Source organism: Vibrio sp. Y176, assembly GCF_033438945.1.
The window spans coordinates 1-504 of the sequence record NZ_JAWOQS010001265.1 but is presented as its reverse complement, the minus strand read 5'-3'; the positions used below and the strand labels follow the sequence as shown (position 1 = coordinate 504).

Genomic DNA, 504 nt, shown 5'->3' with positions numbered 1-504 from the left:
ACGACGGTTCGCCAACCACAATGCAAACATGAAACCGACGAGGTACATCAAACCGTACCAACGAATTGAAACAGGACCAATAGAGACTAAAACCGGATCAATATTGGGAAATTGAAGGTATCCCTGAGACATAAATCATTCTCTTCTTATTTACAAATAAAACCAATATACCCAAGTCACCTCAAATGCTCGGTTCAGCGTGAATAACTTGGGAATAAACTTACAGCAGCATTGTTGCTGCAACAAACATCAAGAATATTGCGAATATTTTCTTTAATACCGCAGTAGGAAGATTGGTCGCGAGCTTTGCCCCCACTTTCGTGGTCAACATCGAAGTCATTGCAATCGCAAGTAACGCAGGAAGGTAAACATAACCAATACTGTACGCAGGTAAGCCTTCAACCTTATAGCCGTGCAAAATAAAGCCGATCATGCCAGAGATGGCGATGATGCAGCCACAAACTGACGATGAGCCGACCGCTTTACGCATTTCTACGCCGTGCT

The 504-nt window shown here is 43.5% G+C and carries 2 protein-coding genes; both read right to left on the bottom strand.

Annotated elements, in window-relative coordinates:
* Positions 1–132, bottom strand: a 132-nt coding sequence (locus R7O13_RS31330; protein ID WP_318305796.1) for a prolipoprotein diacylglyceryl transferase family protein, incomplete at its 3' end; no start/stop codon positions are given.
* An 88-nt stretch (positions 133–220) separates the two neighbouring features.
* The coding region (locus tag R7O13_RS31325) for a sulfite exporter TauE/SafE family protein (RefSeq protein ID WP_318305794.1) at positions 221–504 on the bottom strand (284 nt) is incomplete at its 5' end.